Origin of the sequence: Nostoc sp. FACHB-190 (assembly GCF_014696905.1) — a bacterium.
GTDB lineage: Bacteria > Cyanobacteriota > Cyanobacteriia > Cyanobacteriales > Nostocaceae > Nostoc_B.
In genome coordinates this window covers 131,977-150,236 of the sequence record NZ_JACJQW010000004.1, presented here as the reverse complement: position 1 = coordinate 150,236, position 18,260 = coordinate 131,977, and the positions used below count along the sequence as shown (strand labels likewise).

Annotated in this window: 16 protein-coding genes; 10 read left to right on the top strand and 6 right to left on the bottom strand. The window is 40.4% G+C overall.

The window, feature by feature from the left end; translation table 11 throughout:
• Window positions 1–71 precede the first annotated feature (71 nt).
• A complete protein-coding gene (locus H6G28_RS07000) occupies window positions 72–845 on the bottom strand; it encodes an ABC transporter permease (RefSeq protein WP_190589890.1) in 774 nt (257 codons plus the stop codon).
• 172 nt (window positions 846–1,017) lie between these two features.
• Here H6G28_RS07000 and H6G28_RS06995 point away from each other — a divergent pair, with 172 nt between their 5' ends.
• From H6G28_RS06995 to H6G28_RS06985, 3 genes are all read left to right on the top strand, one after another.
• Entirely contained in the window at window positions 1,018–2,958 is a 1,941-nt protein-coding gene (locus H6G28_RS06995; protein ID WP_190669888.1) for an FAD-dependent oxidoreductase, read from the top strand.
• A 98-nt stretch (window positions 2,959–3,056) separates the two neighbouring features.
• Entirely contained in the window at window positions 3,057–3,494 is a 438-nt protein-coding gene (locus H6G28_RS06990; RefSeq protein WP_199332792.1) for a hypothetical protein, read from the top strand.
• Between the two features lie 188 nt (window positions 3,495–3,682).
• Window positions 3,683–4,633: a glycosyltransferase family 2 protein gene (locus tag H6G28_RS06985; RefSeq protein WP_313933878.1), complete on the top strand. Its 951-nt coding sequence runs from the start codon at window positions 3,683–3,685 to the stop codon at window positions 4,631–4,633.
• Window positions 4,634–4,810: 177 nt separating this feature from the next.
• Here H6G28_RS06985 and H6G28_RS06980 read toward each other — a convergent pair whose 3' ends face one another.
• Window positions 4,811–5,284 (bottom strand): DUF4347 domain-containing protein, encoded by a 474-nt coding sequence (locus tag H6G28_RS06980; protein WP_190669886.1) that lies wholly within the window; start codon window positions 5,282–5,284, stop codon window positions 4,811–4,813.
• Window positions 5,285–5,730: 446 nt separating this feature from the next.
• On the opposite strand from H6G28_RS06980, the gene H6G28_RS06975 reads away from it, so the two are divergent.
• The gene (locus H6G28_RS06975; protein ID WP_199332791.1) at window positions 5,731–6,288 is read left to right on the top strand and encodes a DUF4915 domain-containing protein; all 558 of its coding nucleotides are present in this window, start codon (window positions 5,731–5,733) and stop codon (window positions 6,286–6,288) included.
• Window positions 6,289–6,516: 228 nt separating this feature from the next.
• Here the strand turns inward: H6G28_RS06975 and H6G28_RS06970 are convergent, their stop codons facing one another.
• The 3 genes from H6G28_RS06970 to H6G28_RS06960 form a co-directional block, all read right to left on the bottom strand.
• Entirely contained in the window at window positions 6,517–7,407 is an 891-nt protein-coding gene (locus H6G28_RS06970) for a phosphodiester glycosidase family protein (RefSeq protein ID WP_190669884.1), read from the bottom strand.
• Window positions 7,408–7,585: 178 nt separating this feature from the next.
• Entirely contained in the window at window positions 7,586–8,968 is a 1,383-nt protein-coding gene (hemN, locus tag H6G28_RS06965) for an oxygen-independent coproporphyrinogen III oxidase (protein WP_190669882.1), read from the bottom strand.
• Window positions 8,969–9,239: 271 nt separating this feature from the next.
• Window positions 9,240–9,956 (bottom strand): biliverdin-producing heme oxygenase, encoded by a 717-nt coding sequence (locus tag H6G28_RS06960; RefSeq protein WP_190669880.1) that lies wholly within the window; start codon window positions 9,954–9,956, stop codon window positions 9,240–9,242.
• Window positions 9,957–10,547: 591 nt separating this feature from the next.
• Here H6G28_RS06960 and acsF point away from each other — a divergent pair.
• From acsF to H6G28_RS06945, 3 genes are all read left to right on the top strand, one after another.
• Entirely contained in the window at window positions 10,548–11,624 is a 1,077-nt protein-coding gene (acsF, locus tag H6G28_RS06955; protein ID WP_190669878.1) for a magnesium-protoporphyrin IX monomethyl ester (oxidative) cyclase, read from the top strand.
• Window positions 11,625–12,216: 592 nt separating this feature from the next.
• Window positions 12,217–13,803: a general stress protein gene (locus H6G28_RS06950; RefSeq protein ID WP_190669876.1), complete on the top strand. Its 1,587-nt coding sequence runs from the start codon at window positions 12,217–12,219 to the stop codon at window positions 13,801–13,803.
• A 46-nt stretch (window positions 13,804–13,849) separates the two neighbouring features.
• Complete coding sequence (locus H6G28_RS06945) at window positions 13,850–14,311, top strand: BON domain-containing protein (protein WP_190669874.1); 462 nt, start codon at window positions 13,850–13,852, stop codon at window positions 14,309–14,311.
• 153 nt (window positions 14,312–14,464) lie between these two features.
• On the opposite strand, the gene H6G28_RS06940 is transcribed toward H6G28_RS06945, so the two are convergent.
• Complete coding sequence (locus tag H6G28_RS06940) at window positions 14,465–15,358, bottom strand: alpha/beta fold hydrolase (protein WP_190669872.1); 894 nt, start codon at window positions 15,356–15,358, stop codon at window positions 14,465–14,467.
• Between the two features lie 154 nt (window positions 15,359–15,512).
• Between H6G28_RS06940 and H6G28_RS06935 the strand changes: the two genes are divergently transcribed.
• From H6G28_RS06935 to H6G28_RS06925, 3 genes are all read left to right on the top strand, one after another.
• Window positions 15,513–15,824, top strand: coding sequence for a carbon dioxide-concentrating mechanism protein CcmK (locus H6G28_RS06935; RefSeq protein WP_062287987.1), 312 nt, complete (start codon window positions 15,513–15,515; stop codon window positions 15,822–15,824).
• 87 nt (window positions 15,825–15,911) lie between these two features.
• Window positions 15,912–16,262 (top strand): carbon dioxide-concentrating mechanism protein CcmK, encoded by a 351-nt coding sequence (locus H6G28_RS06930; protein ID WP_190589813.1) that lies wholly within the window; start codon window positions 15,912–15,914, stop codon window positions 16,260–16,262.
• Between the two features lie 813 nt (window positions 16,263–17,075).
• The gene (locus H6G28_RS06925; RefSeq protein ID WP_190589812.1) at window positions 17,076–18,260 is read left to right on the top strand and encodes a HetZ-related protein 2; all 1,185 of its coding nucleotides are present in this window, start codon (window positions 17,076–17,078) and stop codon (window positions 18,258–18,260) included.

Sequence of the window (18,260 nt, the reverse complement as noted above, 5' to 3'; positions counted from 1 at the left end):
AAGTGAAATGGTATCACTAAAGTGAGAACCGCTATATGTATTACTTATCAAAATAATTTATTTTTCCCTATTCATAATTTTCTTTCTACCAGTAACATTCTGCGATAAGATAACCATCCACTAGTTATCATTACCAAAGTAAAAATTAATAAAAACCAAAAATGTGATGCAATCTCACTAAGTTGCTTGCCATTTGTGGAAACTCCCACGAATGCCTCATTCATGTGATAAATCGGATTGTATTGAGCAATTTTGATTAAACTTTTCGGAAACAATGAACTTGGTAAAAAGGCTCCACCTAAGATTAATAAAGGTACACCAAAGGCAGCAACTAAGGAATTTACATCTTCAATTCGCCTAGCTAATTGTGTACCTAAAATAAAACCTAAGCCGACATAAGCAGCGATACTCATCAAAATAATGATTAATCCTAAAAAAATTGAACCTTTAAATGTCGCGCCCCACAACGCAGCAACAGTATACACGAGTAAAGCTTGTCCTAAGCCAATGCAACTATGAGCTAAAAAAATTCCGAGAAAGTAGGATATACCACTCAATGGTGAGAGAAACAAGCGTTTGAGAGTTTGCTGTTCTCGTTCTGCAACGACAGTTGCAACTGTCCCACCCAAACAACTAAAAAATAAAGCTGCACCGACTAATGTGGAAGGTGCAGTATATTCAAAAGCTGCGTTGATTGGTAATTTTGCGCGTTCTGCTAAAATAAACCCACCGAGAATTAAGACGGAAATTGGAAAAATACTCCAAAAAATGAGGCTACGTCGCCGACGGAGTAATTCAATTAAGATGCGCTGGGTGACAGCGATGGTTTCGCGCCAATATTTCATCTCATTTAGTTTATAGGATTGTTTACTCTTGACAATTTCTGCCATTCTGGCAAAATAATTCAGTTCGGGACTTAGCACGGTGATCACAGAAATATTCTTAACAATACAATCTGCGAACTCACAGTGATCATTTCACGACTTTGTTAGATGGGAAAAGTTAATTTTGTAACCAATGAGCCAAATACCTAATTTGCTGGAATCATCTACTATCTCCCGTCGTACACTGCTGAAGTTGTTCGGTGTTGGTACAGTTGCAGGAGTTACAGGATACTCGCGGTTTAGTAAGCCTAAACCAACGGTATTTCAAAAAGATACTCTAGATTTGCCACAAATATTAAATAAACCTAAAACTGTTGTTGTGATTGGGGGTGGTTTAGCAGGTTTAGCTTGTGCTTATGAATTAAGTCAACGAGGATTTATTGTCACACTATTAGAAAAATCTCCCCAATTAGGTGGCAAAATTGCTAGTTGGCAAATCGAGGCGGCTGGTGAAACCTTTATGATGGAACATGGGTTTCATGGCTTTTTTCCCCAGTACTATAACTTGAATAGTTTAGTAGCAGAATTGGGAATAAAGGATAATTTTCAATCGCTAAACTTTTACTCTGTGGTTTATCAAGATGCTAAATACAAACCAGAGGTATTTCGCCCCAGTCATTCGGCTTTTCCTTGGAATATTATAGACTTAGCGATCGCATCTCCTAATCGTTTGCGCTGGGGCATTAATTTAACAAAAATCAAACATCTGCAAGTCTTTCAAGCTATCACAGGCTTTCAAAGAGACAAAAATTATCAGCGATTTGATAATATATCTGTGGCTGATTGGGTAGAAACAGAATTTCCCCAAGGTTTATATGATTTATATTTTCTGCCTTTTGCCAAATCTAGCTTGAATGCACCAGATTTAATGAGTGTGGGAGAACTGATGCAGTTCTTTCATTTTTACTTTTTTGGTAATCCTGAAGGACTGGCTTTTAATGGTACTAAAGATGATATGGGGACAAGTTTAGTCCAACCGATCGCTCAGGCAATTGTGCAGCGTGGCGGTAAAATTATTACCGATGCAACTGTGACTGAAGTTGTGGCAGCCAACGGTAAAATTGAGGGTGTGAAATACAGCACCGATGGTAATTATAATTCTGTGCCATTGACGGTGAAAAAAAATACTGCGATCGCAGATGACAAGATAGAGTATTTTGGCGCGGCTGATGAAGTATTTGCATTACCTGTAGGTTCTCAGCAAGCAATTTCTCTCACCTGCACTCATCAAGGTTGCACTGTCCAAAAAGCAGAGGATGGTAGTTTTCAATGTCCTTGTCATGGGGCTAAATTTGCGGCGGATGGTAAAGTTATCAAAGGCCCGGCTAAACGAGATTTAGCTAAGTTTCAAGTAGCACAACGAGATGGTGATGAATTGCAACTAGTAGCAGTTAATCAAGAGTTGCCATCGCCAGCAAAACTCCAAGCTGATTATTATATTTTTGCTACCGATGTTCCGGGCGTGCAAACATTATTTCAGCGCATCAATGGCGATGTTGATAAAACAGTACAAAGCCAAGTCAAAAAGCTGAGTATTGCTGACCCTTTTGCCGTATGTCGCTTTTGGTTTGACCGCGATTTTGAATGGCAACAAAGTAATTTTACTTCTTTATCTGGCTACCAATTAACAGATAGCATCACTCTTTATCATCGCATTCAACAACAATTTATTGAGTGGTCACAACGCACTGGTGGTAGTGTGGTTGAATTACATGCCTATTGTTACAAAGAAAAGCAATTTCCTACCCAAGCAGCTTTGCTAGAAACTTTTGAACAAGAACTATACAACATTGTGCCAGAGTTAAAACAAGCCAAAATATTGCATCGAGAATTAGTGAACCAACATAACTTTTCAGGATATCCACCCCATAGTTATGCTGAACGTCCCGAAACCAGTACTAATATTCCGAACTTAATATTTGCGGGTGACTGGGTAAAAATGCCTTTTCCCTGCGGTTTAATGGAACGTGCTGTGAGTAGTGGTTTATTAGCCGCCAACGAGATTTTACACCGGGAAGGTTTACAGAGGCGATCGCTCTTCTCAGTTAATCCCGAAGGACTATTGCAGATATGATGAGCAAACCAGATCCTTGACTTCTTAAAGGAATCGAGGATCTGAAGTTTTTTGAGTTATTATCGGTGACAGATAATATATGAATTAAGAGAATTTTGATGCAAGTGAATAAAATAGCCTTGGTAATTGCAGCAGTTATTACTATGTCACCCTTGACTTTAGTAATGGCAAAAGATGTACAGGCTGCTACTGTGGAAGAACGAGTTAAATCAACACCCAGTAATCAACCAGAACAAACTGTACAAAAAACTTTTACAAATCTCATCAATGCCATTGAACAAAACAATTATACCCAGTTTATCTCTCAAGGAAGTCCAGATTTTAAAGAAGGTTTAACCAAACAAATATTTACCCATGTGAGTAAACAATTAGCGCCACGCCTCAAGAAAGGTTATTCCTCTGTTTTCTTAACAAAATTAAATCAGCAAGACTATCAAGTTTACTTATGGAAATTGTCGTTTAAAGATGGCAGCGATGATATTTTAGCGAGACTTAGCCTGAAAGATGCAAAAGTAGCTGGATTTTGGTTGAACTAATATCGTTTCTGATACAAATAGACCGTAGGGGGAAGGAAAGACAAGGGAGACAAGGGAGACAAGGAAGCAATATTTCTACCTTGTCTACCCCCTCTACCTTGTCTACCTTGCCTCTCTCCACTCCTTGACCAATCAGGAACCGTGTCTAGTACAGTATTGTCATAAGCTGGAGATGGGTAATTTCTGTTGTGGGTGAGAACGTGTTTTTCAGTGTTGTGATACCAACTTACAATCGTCTGCCGATTTTAGAAAAGTGCCTCCGAGCCTTGGAAATGCAGGAATTGAGTGCGTCAACTATCGTTACTGATTACGAAGTTGTTTTAGTAGATGATGGTTCTAATGATGGAACCTTAGAATGGTTGGCGGCACACAAGCAAGAGTTTCCCCATGTGCGATGCTTTCAGCAAGACCATGCTGGCCCGGCGGCGGCGCGGAATTTGGGGGTAGAGCAAGCACTTGGTGATACGATTATATTTATCGATAGCGATTTAGTAGTGCTGGAAAACTTTCTACAAGCTCACGCTGACGCATTATTGCAGGGAAAAGAGAAATTAGGAAGCGATCGCTTCTTTACTTACGGTGCAGTAATTAATACTTGTAACTTCGAGAATCCCACGGCGGAACCTTATAAAATTACCGATTTCTCTGCGGCTTTTTTCGCTACAGGTAACGTCGCTATTCCTAAACATTGGTTGACTAAAGCTGGCTTATTTGATACTGGTTTTCAACTTTATGGATGGGAAGATTTGGAATTAGGTGTCCGACTGAAAAATTTAGGACTACAACTAATTAAATGTCCCGCCGCCGTAGGATATCATTGGCATCCACCCTTTAATTTAGAACAAATTCCAAACTTGATTGAAAAAGAAATTCAACGCGGACGCATGGGAGTTTTGTTTTACCAAAAGCATCCCACTTGGGAAGTGCGAATGATGATTCAAATGACATGGCTGCACCGTTTACTGTGGGGAATTCTCTCACTTAATGGCCTGCTGAATGAAAATACAATGGCTCCCTTTCTACGCTGGCTGATTAAATTAGGTAAACCCCAATTAGCTTTGGAAGTAGCTCGAATTTTTCTCAATTGGTACAACGTCAAAGGCGTATATGAAGCCTATGCACAGTCAACTGTGAAGTAGAAATTGGGTCAAAATTTGCTTATCCTGAGAGGATATTTTAAAATGTAATACTTCAAATTACGGTGTGTATTATGGCAACGCTGAACGCATCGAGAAAGATGGTGTGTTACGGCTATTTTTCACCTTCTTAAGTTCCGAAATCCTTGCGTAGCCGTAACACACCCTACTTAATAAGTATTATCTGCCTGTGAATAGAAAATTTATACCACGGTTGAAAGATTGATTTTGACGATCTTGTTGGGCGTTGCCAATTTTTCCGGCTGAGGCGGCAATGTTCGCCTTGGTAATTTGGTGTAGCTTCTGGATAAAGCTTTTACCCTGTTCTCCTTGAGCAACTTCACACCCATAAATCAGAATTTCTGTGGCTTGCCATTGTTGTAGTTGTTGGCTGTAGCTGTGGAGGTTGTCTAAATTGAGTTGGCTATTACCTAGTTGCAAGCAACCTGGGCTACCGTGAGCAATTATCTGAATACTTGCTGCTGGGTAGTTGCTGCACAGGGCGCTGATTTGAGTAATACCATCTGTATGTTTGTTGAGGACGGTGACTTTAGCGGTGGGTAGGATGCCTGACTTTAGTATTTGATAGTCATCAATTCCTGCATCAATAATGACTAGAGTTTGCTTTATAGCAGTAGTAACAGTAGATGCCATAATGTTTCAATCTTTGTCTGGAGGGTTAATTGGGCTATAGTATTTCTGACTCTAGTGAGGTAGTAGAGAGGAAGAATTAACCGCAGATGCACCCAGAGAAACTTGTACCTCAGCAAACTAGAAAAGGTGAGACAAACACCTAAAAATGAAAAAAATACTTATACCTTTTTAGCTTAATTTGATATAAAAATTTACGGTACTATTACTGTGCTTAACTGATGTCAAAAGAAGTTGCAGACAGTTTATTTATGTATAATTGCTGGTTTAATTTTTATTGATTAGTGGTATTTAAATTAACTTAAATCACCTGTTAACCTGATTTTATACGTATGTATGTTTGGTAACTAAAAAGGTTGGGTTTAGAAACAAAACCCAATATGCAAAAACCTTGATATTTTTGGGTTTCACCTTGTTCCACCTAATCTACATTGATATATTTTTTGTTTATGCTTTTACAATCTAATGCCCAGGCTGCTCTTCCTGTAGAAATACTTGCTTCGCATCATTTTATTGACTGGTTGCAGCTCCAGCAAATTAGTCTGGCATTTACTACTTATCAAAGTTCGCGGTTAATGTTGTTGGGAGTGAACGATCGCCATCAATTATCGGGATTTGAACGTTTTTTTGACCGCGCAATGGGACTATATACCACCCCAGAACGAATTTATCTCAGTTCTAAATTTCAAATTTGGCAGTTAGATAATGTGCTGACTCCTGGACAACTTTATGATGGTTATGACAAGCTTTATATACCCCGAATTGCTTATACAACAGGGGATTTAGATATTCATGATTTAGCTGTAGAAACTGATAACCAACGCATTATATTTATCAGCACTACATTAAATTGTCTGGCAACAGTGAGCGATCGCCATAGTTGCATTCCTTTATGGAAACCTAAATTTATTTCTAGCTTAGTCAATGAAGATCGTTGTCACCTCAATGGTTTGGCAATGGTCAACGGACAGCCTCGTTATGTTACCTTGCAGCTTTATAGTAAGTAACCACGCAAAATTAATTACAGTCATTGCGAGCGAAGCGAAGCAATCCCAGCCTTTGCGATTGCTTCATTTCGCTTCGCTCCATTCGCAATGACTTTGTGTAATTAATTATGTTTAACTACTTATGAGGGTGTAAAAATTTTGATGTCTACCCCATAAAATGAATGACAGCACAAAGCCTTTAACCCTGTCATCTGTCACCGTTCGGCTGACGCTCACGGCGGAAGCCTATTACCTGTCTCCTGTTATGTCTTTAACTAATAAAACTGATTTTACAGCTCGCTTGATGACATTGCCTTGTGAATCAACTTTGCCGTAGAAAGCTTTACCGTTGTAATAAAGGGAAGATGAACTACCGCCATCTAAGTTCATGGCTTCGGATGCACCCAGCTTTTTCATTAAATCTGCTAGTTGCGATAGAGATACACCAGAATTATTTGGTTGTGAAGGCTTTTGAGCTACCATCACTAAAAGAATACTGCGATCGCGGGTAATACCAACAGCCGTTCTAGCGTTGGGTTGTTTACTTCCAATTGCATCGCGTCCGTTAGTATTATCTACAAAAGCTTCTTGCTCTGATGTGAGTTTTGGTAACAGTCGTGGCCCAGCACCAATAGCGTCAATTATGCGACATTTGGCTGGTGGTGTTTCATTATGCACAGCTATGGCGTAGCGGGTGGTTTCTCCACACAAGTAACGGCGAAATTGACTCCGATTTAAAATTGCAATCAAGTAAGGTCTTAATTTGGGATTATTAATCAATCTCTCATTATTTCTGGGGTCAGCTACTAATTGACCATTAGTAATAATATAAGATGTAGATTTTTCGTTGGCTGGGTCAAAAAAGCCAGCGTTGATAATAGCCACAGCTTGATGCTTTTGGGCAAATTCCTCTACAGTGTTTGTCTGCTGAGATAATGCTGGAGTGACTACAAACTTGCTGTTGGCTGGAATTAACAAAACATGAGCTGTACCTTGGGGTAAAGTGCGTTCAAAGTAACGGATGGTTTTGGCGGTGGGAATTGTCGAAGATATCGACCTTGGTAAAGAACCCAGACCCAACCATAAGGGCAATACACCAACACTCGCTATAGTTAAACTCAGCAGCCAGATTTTTTTCATTTGCTCGCACTCAACCTTGCTGCATGAATATTACAGCAAAATTTACCGCAAAGCTTGTGGTGCGTTACGGCTTACACCTAATACATTGACTAAAATATGACTATAGTATTGTTTCTTAGGACTTACACAGTGATACCAAGATGCTGAAAATAATGCAGAATTTCATCACCAGTTAGAATTAAATTGCACGGGAAAATTGCTTGTCTTGTTGTTGATTATGAGCATCAAAAACAACGGCAATATTTCTCACTAATAACCTGCCAGTATCGGTAATTTGTAGGTGATGGGCAGATAATTTTAGTAGTCCATCTTCAACTAATGGTTGTAATGCTGCTAATTCTTGGGAGAAATATTCATCAAAATTGATGTTGTATTTCTCTTCAATATCTTGTTTGTACAACTGAAAATGAGACATGATACACATAATGACATCCCGGCGGATAATGTCATCTTGAGTAAGTTTGATGCCTTTACTCACAGGTAAAACATGATTATCAACTGCTTGATAATAATCTTTGAGTTGTTTATGGTTTTGGACGTAGGCATCGTTCAACATACTAATTGATGTAGCACCAAACCCAAACAAATCTGTACCAGCGTGGGTGGTGTAACCTTGGAAGTTGCGTTGTAGGGTGCGATTTCGTTGAGCGATCGCTAATTCATCGTTCGGTTTAGCAAAATGATCCATCCCAATAAATAAATACTGGCTGCTGGTTAATTCTTCAATGGTCATTTTCAGAATTTCTAACTTTTCTTGCGGTTTTGGTAATGCTTCTGGAGGAATATTTTTTTGTGCTGGTTTTAACCAAGGCACATAAGCAAAGTTAAACACCACAATGCGGTCGGGATCTAATGCAACGGTCTTTCTAATCGTCTCTCGAAATGTTTGCAGTGTTTGATAAGGTAAACCATAAATTAAATCAACATTCACACTATCAAACTTCGCTGCTTTAATCCAGTCCATAACATTAAATAACAACTCTTCTGGCTGGATGCGATTTACAGCGACTTGGACTTCATTATTGAAGTCTTGGATACCAAAACTCACACGATTAAATCCTATCTCCCGCAAAAAGAAAATATATTCTTTGTCAACGTAGCGGGGATTAATTTCAATGGAAATTTCGGCTTGGGGGTCAAATTCAAAATGTTGTGTAATTTTCTTCCACAAAAATTCTACTTGTTCTAATTCTAAGTAGTTTGGTGTCCCGCCACCCCAGTGCATTTGCAATACCTTTCTATCAGGAGAAATCAAGGTAGACATCTGCTTGATTTCTTGTGCTAAATGTTCTAGATAAGGTTTGGCAATATTTTTGTTGTTGGAAATTACTGTATTACAGCCGCAGAAATAACAAGCACTTTGACAGAAAGGAATGTGGAAATAAAATGATAGCGGAGATTTTCTGTGGTTGGAAGCTGCGATCGCTGTATGAAAATCATCTGTTGTAAATGCTTCGTTTAACTCGGTAGCTGGTGGATAACTTGTATATCTCGGTGCTGCTGTGTCGTACTTTTTGATCAAATCCAAATCAAACTTGACACTGGGTAATATGAATACCATCAAAACCTCCAATGTAATGGGTAGGCTAGATTTTCAAACTCACAAAAAATCAGCCTAAGTACTTGTTTGTATTGCAAATAAAGGTTAAAGGCTAGGGGTTAGAGGCTAGAGAAGAACTTTAACTACCTGGAAAGTGCTGAGTAAAACTACTATTCTCTAGTCCCTAGCTTCTAGCCTCTCATCTCTCTTTCTTGTAACTGCTGTCTAGTTTAGATATCAGTTGTAGTGCATGATGTGTTGACTCAAACCAAACAGCAAAATTTTGCGAAAATTAATTAGTGGCAGTTGCTTCTGTACTACCAGGATTATTAGCACGGGTCAGGTTATTAAATAATACTTGACCGATCGCTTTAATTAAACTTCCTTCTAGTTCCTCAGCCATTTGCATATTTAAACTAAAGGCATAGTTAGCTTCAGCAACAATTCTCTCGGCTGTCGCATCATCCACTGCTACAGCGTTTAAAGCTTCGCGGTATTTGTCCTTAAATGCTTTTTTGTCGGGAATTTGGTCAAAGTTATAAAAAGAAGTACCCTCATAGCCAGACAGCTTGAGGGTAGATTGAGCAATTTTTTGTAACATCTGACCGCCAGAAAGGTCGCCCATGTAGCGCGTGTAGGCGTGACCAATTAATAATGCAGGTTCATAAGCAGATAATTGTTGAATCCGGGCGATGTATTTTTTGCCATTGTTAGAAGGTGCGATTAAATTGCGCCAGTTGCTGCCATAGTAAAATACCATGTCTGTTTCTAAAGCTGCCTGACGATTTAATTCAGGAAAGTACATTCCACCAATTACCGGGTTGTTTTGCTGATTGGCTAATGCTGCTTCGAGTTCACTGTAAACAAAATACAAGTTACCCAAAAACTTTGCAAAGCAGTCTTTATCAACCACACCTTTCAGAAAACATTTCATAAATCCCACATTTTCGGCGGCGGTGTGGGCTTTTTGCGTACCAGTACGCAGTTTGATGGCTAAGTTACTACTCATTTTGGATTCCTTTATCACCGACTTACATTAAATGGAGAGATTAGAGGTTAGGGGTGAGAGGTTAGAGGCTAGAGGCTAGAGGTTAGGGATTAGGGGCTGGTTTTAATTACTCAGCACTCACACTTCGACTTCTCCTGTCGGAGACGCTGCGCGAACGCTCAGTGAACAACACTCAGCACTCAAAACTCAGCACTTTTAAAAGAATTTACGTCAGAGATGAAGGATTGTTATTCTAGATGTAGAGGGGAAAAGTATCGGCATCACTATCACTTCAACCAGCAACTACCATTGCCGATACTATTCTGAGAGATTTTTGCTCTCCCAAAATCATTTAACTATCAATACTTGTATAACTATACAGCTATTAATATTTCTTTATATTCCCCAATATTTAGACAAATTTAGCGATGTTGCATTGCTACTTCTCTTAAAAGCGGGGAAATTAGCCGCAAAACCACAGCTACAACCCTGAGAAACCTGAGCATTAAGGTTATCTCGTGATATTTGCTTTTCCATAATTCAACTGATGCGGATTTACAACATTTTATGCTTATATAACTATTAAAAGATAAAATAATGTAAAGGAGTCTCATGGTCGATTCAGTTGCAACCCCAGAGCCGCAATTGCTAAAGCCGGGTATTAAAGCGCCTGTTGCAGAAACTTTATTAACACCCAGGTTTTACACTACAGACTTTGATGCAGTGGCGAAATTGGATATATCGGCTAATGAGGCTGAAATCAAGGCTGTGATTGATGAATTGCGGGCTGATTACAACCGCCATCACTTTGTGCGTGATGATGAGTTTAAGCAGTCATGGGATCACATTACAGGAGAAAAACGCCGCGCCTTTATTGACTTTTTAGAACGTTCTTGTACTTCGGAGTTTTCTGGGTTTCTTTTATTTAAAGAATTATCACGTCGTCTGAAAAAAAATAACCCGTTGCTATCTCAAGCGTTTGAATATTTGGCGCGGGATGAGGCTCGTCATGCAGGGTTTTTGAATAAATCAATGGCAGATTTGAACCTGTCATTAGATTTAAACTTTTTAACCAAAAACCGCACATATACCTTTTTCCCGCCAGAGTGGATTATTTACACAGTTTACCTATCGGAGAAAATTGGTTATTGGCGATATATTTTAGTGCATCAGCACATGCAAGAGCATCCAGAATATCAGTTTTATCCGTTGTTCCGCAAGTTTGAGAGTTGGTGTCAAGACGAAAATCGCCACGGAGATTTCTTTAAAGCATTGTTGCGATCGCAAACTAAACTCTGGAAAAGTTGGACAGCAAAATTGTGGGTGCGATTCTTTTTGCTGACTGTGTTTGCTACCCATACAATGACTGTATTTGAACGCGCATCATTTTACGAAGTGATTGGGATTCATCCTCGTAAATACAACAACAGAGTTATTCAAGAGACAAATAACACTTCTGCACGCGCATTTCCCCTCATCTTGAATACAAATCACCCGTTATTTTTCTGGCGCTTAGAACAGTGTTCAGAAAATAACTTGAAAATTGCGGCAATTAAAAACAGTAATCAGCCCGCTATAGTGAAATTTTTCCAACAAATTCCGCCAATTGTTGCTATTTTTTGGCACATGTTACAGCTATATCTAATTAAACCAATTGAGACCGAATCTACACGCGGTACAGTTCTTTAATTAGTTTTGTTGAGCTATTGCTTTTAGGTGGACACAATTATTTAGAAGACGCATTTCGACTCCCTTCGGCTACGCTCAGGGCGAGTCGCTCAATGCTCAATAGACCTAATAAAAGAGGGTTGAGCGGAGCGATGCACTGAGCCTGTCGAAGTGTCGAAACCCGTTCATTTCAATTTAGGTTTAATTTATTTCTTATACTTAACTATAGGAATACGGTTTTATTCCCGAATTTACTGGTGTGCCAAGAAAGTAGGGAAGAAGTCTTGTCTAAATTAACTAATTATTTTTAGAAGTTGAATATTAGTCCTATGGTTGCTAATAAAATAATCATAAATATTTTTGCTACATCACATCCCCGATTTATTAAATAAATCGGGGATATTTATTTAGGTAAAAAGTGTGTTATCAATGCCATCGTTTTATTTAAAAAATAAATTTTCTGGATTCATTATCTACGTACGTATATCTGTTGATAGAGAAGATAATTACGCCGCGAGATTGAGGGAAATTATGGCGAAAAAGGATAGTAATAGGATTATTGAACTCAATAAATTTGTGATCACAAGATTTTAATTAATTAGGAGAAGTGAGAATGGTTGTTGGTGTACGGAGACGCTCTATAGGTGTATTTTCTAATCGCAGGGATGCCGAAGAAGCATTACATGAATTGAGAAATTCTGGCTTTCCGATGGATAGAGTCTCTGTGATTGCGAGAGATGCTGATGGTAAAGATGAGATTGCTGGTACGCAAGTCAGCGATCGCGTGGGCGATAAATCTGACGAAGGCGCGGCGGTGGGTGCAGCTACAGGCGGCGCTTTAGGCGGTTTAACAGGCTTATTAGTTGGGCTGGGAACTTTAGCCATCCCTGGAATTGGGCCGATTATGTTGGCGGGTGCAACTGCAACAGCGATCGCCACTACTATTGCTGGGGCTGGTATTGGTGCAGTAGCTGGTAGTTTAATTGGCGCTTTGATTGGTTTGGGAATCCCCGAAGAACGGGCTAGAGTTTATAACGAACGTGTCCAAAGCGGTGGTTATTTGGTCATCGTCGATGGTACAGATGATGAAATTGCCAGAGCTGAAGCCATTTTACATCGTCGGGGAATTGAAGAGTATGGCATTTACAACCATCCCCATGCTCATGAAGTTGATCCCACAACAAGTTATGCCAAACATGCTTTAGGTTACTTTAGTCTGCGTCAAGATGCGGAAGCCGCAATTAATGATTTACGGGTGGCTGGCTTTCCTCTGAGCCAAATTTCCTTGATTCATCGGGAGTCAATCAATCAAACAGCTTTAAAAGAAGTGAATTATAGCGATCGCTTGGATGCTGTGCGCTATGGATTACCAGATGACCGCACCCGCTTTTATAACGAGCGCATCAATCACGGCGATTACATCGTTGCAGTCAGTGGTACAGATGACGAAATTCATCGGGCGGCGGCGATTCTCAACCGCCATAGAATTCAACATTGGCAAATTTTTGACCCCCACAGCCACGCCACAACACCCTTACACCAAAACCGCCGCGCCATAGGTGTATTTTCCCACCGCCATGATGCAGAAGCCGCACTCAATGAACTGAGAGATGCTGGTTTCCCCATGAATCGCGTTTCACTAATTGCTAAAGACACAAATGGTCATGGTGTGGCTGGTGTCGGTAACAAAGCTGATGAAGGTGCGAAAGCCGGAGCCGCTACAGGTGGTGCATTGGGTGGTTTAGGCGGCTTATTAGTTGGATTGGGTGCATTAGCCATTCCCGGAATTGGGCCTGTGATTGCTGGTGGTGCATTAGCAACCGCTTTAGCCACAACCGTAGCTGGTGGGGCGATTGGTGCAGCTGCTGGTGGTTTAGTTGGTGCATTAGTGGGATTAGGGATTCCCGAAGACAGAGCAAGAATTTATAGCGATCGCTTTCAACGCGGCGATTACTTAGTCATGGTCGATGGTACAGACACAGAAATTCAACACGCCCAAACTATTCTGCAACGTCGCGGGATTGAAGACTTTGACATTTTTGATGCGACTGATGTTGATACCGAATCCCGTCGCGGTGGGGATTGGACAAGACATCAAGAAACCCCAGTGATTGAAACTGGTCGCGCTAATTATCCAGTAACAGGCGATCGTGTAGATCCCACTGTCACCATCGTTGATCGCCGGGACGACCTACTTTAACTAAAACAAAAAACCCTTCATTGTCAATCTATTGATCATTAAACCAATGAAAAAACTAGCTCCCTTTTTTGTTAGTAGCTTATTACTTCTTGGTGCTGTTGCTTGTCAAAATCCTTCTCGCACCAGCGAATCAGCACCCGACACAGTAAATCAAAATCCTGCTTTCCCAGCTGCACAAACAACTCAAGAAGCAAAAGAAGACGCTCAAAGTGAACTGCGCCGCCGACAACTTAATGAAGATATCCGGGCGCGTGAAGAACGAAATAATATAACAGGTGGTGATACCCAAAGAGCAACCGCCGATTTAGCCAGTGAAGTGCGTTCTAAATTAGAAGCTAATATTCCTGGTGGTCAGCTAACAGTTGCTGCCGACCAAAATGGTACAGTCACTGTGAATGGTACTGTCAATAATCAAGATCAGCTGAATAAGATTCAGCCTCTTGCACAAGAAATCAAAGGTGTAAAGAGCGTAGTTAACAAAGCTGTTGTTGCTCCTCCTAAACAATAATTAAATATAGTCATAGCAGCTGCTTCGACTCCACCCCGCAAGTCCGGGGTGTACACACAACTCTGATAAAGTTGCCTGGTAGTACTTCGCTCCCCCCTAGCCTAGGTTAGGGGGGAGCGAAATGCTAATCATATTTCCGCCGACCTGTACTTTTTATGATTCATCTCGAAATTCGAGAATATGTTGGGCAGTAACTTGTGGTTGTTCTAGATGGGGAATATGACCAGAGTCTTGAATCCAAATGAGTTTACTATTGGGAATGGCACGTTTGAATCTTTTTGCATCTGTAGTGCCTAAGATTTTGTCTGAGTCGCCCCAGAGAATTAATGTAGGTTGCAGAATTTGTCCTAGCTGCTTAAATCTAAAAGCACTGTAACCACCACTTTTGGTAAAAGCAATTAAAGCTAGATGCCAACTCGGCATTTCTAGATGCAGTCCGCCACAATATGTAGCATCTAGAGTTACTAGATTGGGGTTTTTATAAGCAGTGCGAGAAATGCGATCGCGGACTTTGGGATTACGCAAAAATTCTGTCGCCCAATTATCCAAGGGCGGAAACATGAATTTTGCTAAAGGTGAACCTGCTTTTAACCCAGCACTATCAATCAACACCAGTTTTTTGACGACTTCTGGATAGGTGAGGGTAAAGTCAATGGCGGCTGCACCTCCCATCGATGCACCCACCAAAATTACAGGCTCTTTAATTAAGGTTTTCCAGAAATAATATAGATGGGTTTTAATGGCGACGGGACTAAATGCTATGTCTTGGAGTCTGTCGGTAAAGCCAAAACCGAGTAAATCCACTGCCCAGGTTTGATTATTTTCTGCCAGTAGTGGTAGTAGTCGGCGAAATTCTAATACAGAACTATCAAAACCGTGGATGAGTAAAATTGGTGTGCCACCACTGCCTTGTTTCACATAAGTGGTGGTGATTGGTTCGGCAGATAAAGGAGTAGCGATCGCTTGACTTTGGATACTACAAGCTAGGGCGATCGAGTTTGGTTCAGTTAATTGCCTAACTGCGGCTGGTAAAAAGCTAGGAAACATAAATTATAGTTTACAGCACCCCATCACCAAAATTGTGCTGATTTGTTAGCTAATGACTCAGTGTACCGAAAAAAAACACTCCTGAATGTCACCATTGGAGCCAACCCCGCGTAAAATAAAGATCACTCTATTTATTGTCTCAGGAGCTAATGCCATGCCAATGGCTGTTGGCGTAATTGAAACTTTAGGTTTTCCATCTGTGTTAGCCGCAGCAGATGCAATGGTGAAATCTGCCGCAGTCACGCTGGTATATTATGGACTAGCGGAAAGTGGTCGCTTTGTTGTTGCTGTCCGAGGACAAGTTGCTGAAGTCAACAGAGCTGTTGAACAAGGTATAAACGCTGGGGAGCAGGTAAAGGCAGAAACAGTAATCACCCATTATATAGTTCCTAATCCCCCAGAAAATGTGGAAACAGTTCTGCCCATCCACTTCACCCAGAAATCTGAGCCTTTCCGGATCTTCTAAACAGTTTCGCCATTAAAATTTGTAACAAAGCTGCCTACAATTAATTTTGCAGCGATACATACGTTTATCTATATCAGGAGATGAAGAATGTCACTACAGGCAGTTGGTTCGCTGGAAACTAAGGGTTTTCCTGCTGTGTTAGCCGCAGCAGACGCAATGGTAAAAGCAGGACGAGTTACCCTCGTTGGTTATATCCGAGTTGGTAGCGCACGCTTTACGGTGAATATTCGGGGAGATGTTTCGGAAGTGAAAACCGCGATGGCTGCCGGTGTGGAAGCAGCAGAAAATGTTTATGGAGGCACATTAGAATCTTGGGTAATTATCCCTCGTCCTCATGAAAACGTTGAGGCTGTTTTACCAATTGCTTACACCGCAGAAGTACAGCAGTATCGTGACTCTGTAGAAAATCCGATCATCAGGTCTGGTAACGGCAGATAAAATTAGCAGGTTCATCCCACAGCTAAAGTCAAAAGTCCCCAGTCCAATTGCTAATCAATGATTAATAATTGCGACTAGACTATTGACTTTTTGCTAAGTATGCTGTTTCAATTTAATTCCATTTGTCACAAGCATTACTCTCCTGGGCAACTAACTCTTAAAAGAAACAAATTACTTCGAGGACTGGTTGTCAGTTTTGCGTATAATTAAAAAAAATTGCTTTACCCACAGCATGAGATTTTAAGAAAATTGTAGTGTTAGCGATCGCCGCAATCTTTCACACAACTTCCTCTACCGATAGAAATTAAGGAGTGAACTGTAAACTATGGCTTTTAGATATGATCGCCATAGACAAGTTAGTAGAAATTGATAAGAAAAATTACATATTTCCTAAAACACGAAATAAAGACTTGATGACGTGAAACTTATCTACTCAAGCTAACGTCTGGAATTTCGAGAAATCTCACTAGTTCTTGAGCAGTAGTGTAGAGTTTCTCATTTTTACTAACTGAAGCCCTTTAATCCTAGTTTGTCCTGATCAGATTGATTGAGGATTAGTTAGCTTTTTAGGTATTTTAATGATAAGTTGACAAAAATTGAAAATTGTGAAATATGGAAAAAATTGCTAACTACAAAATTTTTTATTGTGCAGAGAATAAAAATCACAAGTTAATCTGAAAACTTCTGCATAAAGTTTGAGAATAAAAACGTAAATAAAAATAGAATCGCTGAAATGTCTTCATGAAAGCGACCGATTCATGGACAACTGCCAGCCAAGATGTTAAGAGTGAGTGACGATCAACGGGGGTTGTGATGCAAACTTTAAGGCAAGGTTTTGAGGAAAACAATCTCACTATGGCAACAGATGCAGACAAACTGGCCCAGTATTGGCATAAACGCCTAGCTGTAGAAATTCCAGAACAAAGTACATCTGTGAGAGAGAGTATTGTTTTGTGGCTTTTGGGCAAAGACTTAAACAGATTTGAACTATTAGACCCCAAACAACTAGAAATTGCTAAACAAGCAATGGAATATCGCTGGAAAATTTTACATCAACGCTACTTGGGTCTTGGTAGAGAACGAGCTTATCGTAACTTAATTACTCGCTTGGGGAGTTTAGTCAGCTTACGCCATAAAATTCAAACTTGGGTAGCACTCAGCCGCGATCGCCAGCGCAGTGTTATGGATGTTTTACAAGAAGTGATTCAAGAACTGCTGCAAAGCGATAATTATATGCAGCAACAAATGGCCTGCATTGCCGAATTTACCACCGACAGAAGACTGCAAGATACATTACTATTTGCCAGCATTGAAGAGTATGCCTTGCGGCCAGTCCGCAATCAACCGCTACTAGTTTACAGATTTGTCAATTACTTGCGTCGGACTCAGCGCGGTGGCTTAACTCAAGTACCAGGTAGCGATATGGTGCGACTGGTTTCCGAAGAAATTCTCACCGATGACAGTGATAATCGCGTCAACTTAGTAGATAATCAAGCGATCGCCGAATATCAAGAAGCCCAACAACTAGAAGAACAACAAGCACTGCGCCAGTCCGTGCAAACAGAATTTGCCGACTACTTACAAGAAAATCTCGGACAAGACGCAGTAGATTGGTTGCGGCTATATCTCCAAGGCAAATCTCAAGACGAAATTGCCAAACAACTGCAAAAACCCATTCGAGAAATCTATCGTCTGCGGGAGAAAATCAGCTACCATGCAGTCAGAGTTTTTGCCCTCAAAGGTAAACCAGAACTGGTCAATAGCTGGCTATCCATTTCCTTAGAAGAACATAATTTAGGACTGACACCTAACCAATGGCAGCAACTTTATCAGAAATTAACGCCATTGGGTCAGAAAGTGCTAGATTTACGCAAAGCAGGTCATTCCCTAGAAGCGATCGCCCAACAGTTAAGTCTGAAAACTCATCAAGCAATGGGAGAATGGACAAAAATTTATCTCACCGCCCAATCCTTGAGAACCGAAGAATCAGAAGCATAA

Bases quoted from the DNA above. Each gene is read 5' to 3' on its own strand.
- H6G28_RS06960 (WP_190669880.1), bottom strand. From the start codon at position 9,956: ATGAGTAGTAACTTAGCCATCAAACTGCGTACTGGTACGCAAAAAGCC.
- H6G28_RS07000 (WP_190589890.1), bottom strand. From the start codon at position 845: ATGAAATATTGGCGCGAAACCATCGCTGTCACCCAGCGCATCTTAATT.
- H6G28_RS06940 (WP_190669872.1), bottom strand. From the start codon at position 15,358: ATGTTTCCTAGCTTTTTACCAGCCGCAGTTAGGCAATTAACTGAACCA.
- H6G28_RS06925 (WP_190589812.1), top strand. From the start codon at position 17,076: ATGCAAACTTTAAGGCAAGGTTTTGAGGAAAACAATCTCACTATGGCA.
- H6G28_RS06930 (WP_190589813.1), top strand. From the start codon at position 15,912: ATGTCACTACAGGCAGTTGGTTCGCTGGAAACTAAGGGTTTTCCTGCT.
- H6G28_RS06990 (WP_199332792.1), top strand. From the start codon at position 3,057: ATGCAAGTGAATAAAATAGCCTTGGTAATTGCAGCAGTTATTACTATG.
- H6G28_RS06935 (WP_062287987.1), top strand. From the start codon at position 15,513: ATGCCAATGGCTGTTGGCGTAATTGAAACTTTAGGTTTTCCATCTGTG.
- H6G28_RS06975 (WP_199332791.1), top strand. From the start codon at position 5,731: ATGCTTTTACAATCTAATGCCCAGGCTGCTCTTCCTGTAGAAATACTT.
- H6G28_RS06995 (WP_190669888.1), top strand. From the start codon at position 1,018: ATGAGCCAAATACCTAATTTGCTGGAATCATCTACTATCTCCCGTCGT.
- H6G28_RS06945 (WP_190669874.1), top strand. From the start codon at position 13,850: ATGAAAAAACTAGCTCCCTTTTTTGTTAGTAGCTTATTACTTCTTGGT.
- H6G28_RS06950 (WP_190669876.1), top strand. From the start codon at position 12,217: ATGGTTGTTGGTGTACGGAGACGCTCTATAGGTGTATTTTCTAATCGC.
- hemN (WP_190669882.1), bottom strand. From the start codon at position 8,968: ATGGTATTCATATTACCCAGTGTCAAGTTTGATTTGGATTTGATCAAA.
- H6G28_RS06980 (WP_190669886.1), bottom strand. From the start codon at position 5,284: ATGGCATCTACTGTTACTACTGCTATAAAGCAAACTCTAGTCATTATT.
- acsF (WP_190669878.1), top strand. From the start codon at position 10,548: ATGGTCGATTCAGTTGCAACCCCAGAGCCGCAATTGCTAAAGCCGGGT.
- H6G28_RS06970 (WP_190669884.1), bottom strand. From the start codon at position 7,407: ATGAAAAAAATCTGGCTGCTGAGTTTAACTATAGCGAGTGTTGGTGTA.